General features: G+C 50.1%; 1 protein-coding gene. It reads left to right on the top strand.

What is annotated here, in order from left to right:
* Positions 1–325: 325 nt before the first annotated feature.
* On the top strand, positions 326–3,817 hold a 3,492-nt coding region (locus tag CJU81_RS23355; protein ID WP_254924923.1), incomplete at its 3' end, for a cadherin-like domain-containing protein.

The raw sequence follows: 3,817 nt of genomic DNA on the forward strand, positions 1-3,817 counted from the left end.
AGGCGGGAATGCCCAGTTTCGTGATTAGCATGCTCAGAAAAATTAACTGACTGTTGCACTTGTTCCTTGAGACCGCCCAGCCTATAAGTTCAAGGGGTGGAGTGGTGGCGTATAAAGATGGAGGTCGTATACTTAGAAGATTCATAGGAAGTGATGGTAGTCCGGTCGCAGTGTCGGATGGGTCATATACCCGTCGTGCGCATCATGTGTTTAATGAGAAGCTAAGAGTTAGTTATCAATACACGTTGATGCATGAGGATTTGAGGCGTATGGATGATTTTGTGATCGATTTAATAAATAAAATTATAATTATGTAGGGGTGTGTATGAGTGTGATAAATTTGACTTCGGAGCAGTTGGCGCAGTTGATTGTACTGCGGAGCAACAAAAAGTATCCTGCAATGTATAGTTTTCTACATAAAGTAGTCGTTGATAGAATAGCTCTATCGCCTAATGATTCGTTAGTGCGCGAGTGGGAAAAAACAGCTAACTGGCTATCTGCGGCGCGGGCAATAAATTCCAATGATCGAAGTTTTTTTAGTGACATGGTTCGTGGTTCAATACAGTTTGCTGTTGCTACTACCGGAAGGCCATTATCGGATGCTGGATTTCAAGTTGTATCTGATGGTTTGGCCGAAGATGTGGCTAATACCTTTATAAGGTCAGGCGCGATTATTTCTCCTCAAGATATAATTGGAGAAGATGTAAATGCCGCCGTCAGGGGGTTCGGCTTGCAGCAGTGGAACTGGCCCGGCACCCTCGGTGATCAACTACCGTCACCGTTCGGTCTTGGGCAAGACTTTGTACAAGTCACTGGTGATGGTCGCGTTGAATACGCTAAAAATCTTGGCTTCGCACTTATGCAGAATGTTGCTGGGTTGAAGCGATATATGGACAGGGATTCCTTATTTGATCAAGTGCCGTTATGGAAATTATCAAGGAATGTAAATAAATGGATTGGCGACAACCTCTACAGGGCTTTCCCCAATACTGTCGATACCCCTGTTGAATTAACCCCTCAACAGTTAATTGATATCAACATCACGCCCTCCCCAAAACCCCAACAAACCATCCAGGACGAAACCCAATCCCGCCAAGATGTAAGCAATGGCTTTGCCGTAAACTTACCGACGCACAGCATTTCATTTAAAGATGGTCTGTTAAATAAAACGGATTTTACCTCAACCCAAATGGGCAGTCTGGCGACAGGTGGGATACGTCCAGGGGAAATACAACCCGACCCAAATGCACGGCCCAATAGCTATCTCTCCCAGTTCTATCTTGACCGCCCCACCAGCAGCAAGCCGGATTTTGGCCTGTTGAATGCCGTTACTCTCAATGGTCTTGCGGCGATGACAACGGTGAACACTTACGTCGATCCATTGCTGCTGGATTTGACCGGTAAGGGTGTGCGGATGACAGATCTTCGTGATGGCGTGCTGTTTGACACCGATCACAGCGGCACGCTCAAACGCACTGGCTGGGCTGATCGCAGCACCGGAATGCTGGTGGTTGACGACGGCAGTGGCCAGATCAAAGACGTTAGTCAGATGTTTTCTGAATATTACGCTGGCAAGTTTGGTGTAGGCGGTGCTGCCGGTGAGGCTCGGTTCAAGGATGGCTTTGCCGCTTTAGCCAGCGAAGACAGCAATACTGATGGTGTAATTGATCACCATGACCCGATCTGGAGCAAGTTACGTGTCTGGGTGGATGTATCCCACGATGCAAAAACTGATGCAGGTGAACTTAAAACCATGGCTGAACTGGGTTTTACGCAAATCAATGTGCGGGATACGAATGCCAGCACCGAGGTTCGTGATGGCAACCGAGTGCTGGTTCAAGGCACTTTTACGATCAAGGGCAAAATCCAGGAGGCGCTCGCGGTCGATTTTCTGGGAGACCCTGTTAGCAGTACGTTGCTTGCACAGGCATCCGGTACACAGGTGATATCAACCTCAGAAGGTTCGACCACGAGCGCTTACGCAAGCCATAGCCTGACGGGTGAAACATTGGATGCCACTCAGTTGGGTGTTAACAACCTGTATGGCGGCGAAGGTGATGACACCCTGAATGCAGCCACAACAGGCAGCTGGCTGGTGGGGGGTGGAGGCAGCAATGTTTACAACGGTTCAGGCGGTGACGATGTTTTTGTGATTAGCGCCTCGGACAGCATGGAAAATATCCACGGTAATGGAGGTCGTGACACAGCCATTGTCGTGGGGGACGAAGGCGTAGCGTTGAATATGGCCCGGGCCGGGCTGACTATCGCTCAGGGTGGGCGTGGCAACGATGTCCTTATCAGTGGGGGGGGTTCCAGCGTATTTCTCAAAGGTGGCTCGGGCGACTCGATGCTCATAGGTGGCGCAGGCAACGATGTGTTAGTCGGTGGCACTGGGCATAACATTATTTACGGCGGCAGTGGTAAGGCTGTGATCTATGCTGGCCCCAACGGCGACACTATTTATGCCTCTGATGGCGGAAGTATTATTTATGCAGGCGGTGGGGCAGACATTATTTACGGCAGTGCAGGTAATGATGTCGTTGAAGTCGGGCGTGGTAATGCAGTTATTGACGGAGACGGTGGCATTAATATTGTCGCTCTGCATGGCAACCATGGTGATTATAAAATTACCCGCACTGCTACTGGCTATGAGGTTGTAGATACATTAGCTGGGCGTGACGGCACCGTTACGCTGAAGAATATTCAAAAGCTCAATTTTGCGGATATATCTGCAGTCGACCTTGAGTTACCCAATGCCATGCCAGTGGCTGATGTGTTGTCTGTTGATCGGACTGGCAGGGCTTTTGATCGCGTACGGGCTCACCTTATTTCTGCCGCCAGTCTGCTTGCCAATGACCAGCCGCTTAATAGTTCAGGTCCCTTAGGCATAGCCAGTGTCGGCGATGCAGTCGGTGGTACGGTCAGTCTTACTCGCCAAGGTGATGTACTGTTTACGCCTGATCCGCGTTTCACGGGATTGATCAGTTTTAAATATGGGGTTGTCGATGGGGCCGGTAATCCCTCAGCCATGGTTGTCAATCTGGGAACCGGGCAGTCAGCTCCCATGCGCGCTAATGTCGTCCTGCTCACCCCTGAGGTGCCACTTGACCCGCTGGCCGTGCAACAGTGGTATCTGAGCGACACCCATGTGCTTGAAGTGTGGAAGGACTACACCGGCAAAGGTGTGCGCATTGGTCAATTTGAGCCAGGCGGTGAATTTGCAGTTGCCCCTGAGGTTTTTGACATAAAGCACCCAGACCTAGCCGCTAATGTTGATAAAGCCTGGCTACAGACTCAGCAAGTCAATGGCGCATTGCCAAACCTTGTGTCCAACCATGCCACGATGGTTGCCGGGGTCATGGTAGGTGCTAAAAATGGTATTGGAGGTATCGGGGTTGCCTATGATGCGACGCTGGGTGGCTATTACCTGGCCAACAAGGGTGACGATCTGACTGCGCTCGGTCATATGGTCAGTTATGACATTGCGAACAACAGCTGGGGGTTCGAAAATGACTTTGCCATCAGCAATCTGCATCAAGGCCTGATCAATACCGCCAGTTCGTTAACGGCTAATGCTCACTATGCTGCCAATAATGGCCGAGGTGGTTTAGGGACGATTATTGTAACTGCCGGGGGCAACAATCGTACGAATGGCGGTAATGCCCAAGGATCGCTTACCAGTAATAATCGGCACTCGATTGAAGTCGGCGCCATCAATGCGCAAGGGGATTTGTCGACTTGGCGGTCTCAAGGAACAAGTGCAACACCTGATGTAAGGTGTTGCCATGTCTACCCAATACAAACACTTGAGTCCTTG

The organism is Pseudomonas fragi, from assembly GCF_002269505.1.
GTDB classification, from domain to species: Bacteria; Pseudomonadota; Gammaproteobacteria; order Pseudomonadales; family Pseudomonadaceae; genus Aquipseudomonas; species Aquipseudomonas fragi_D.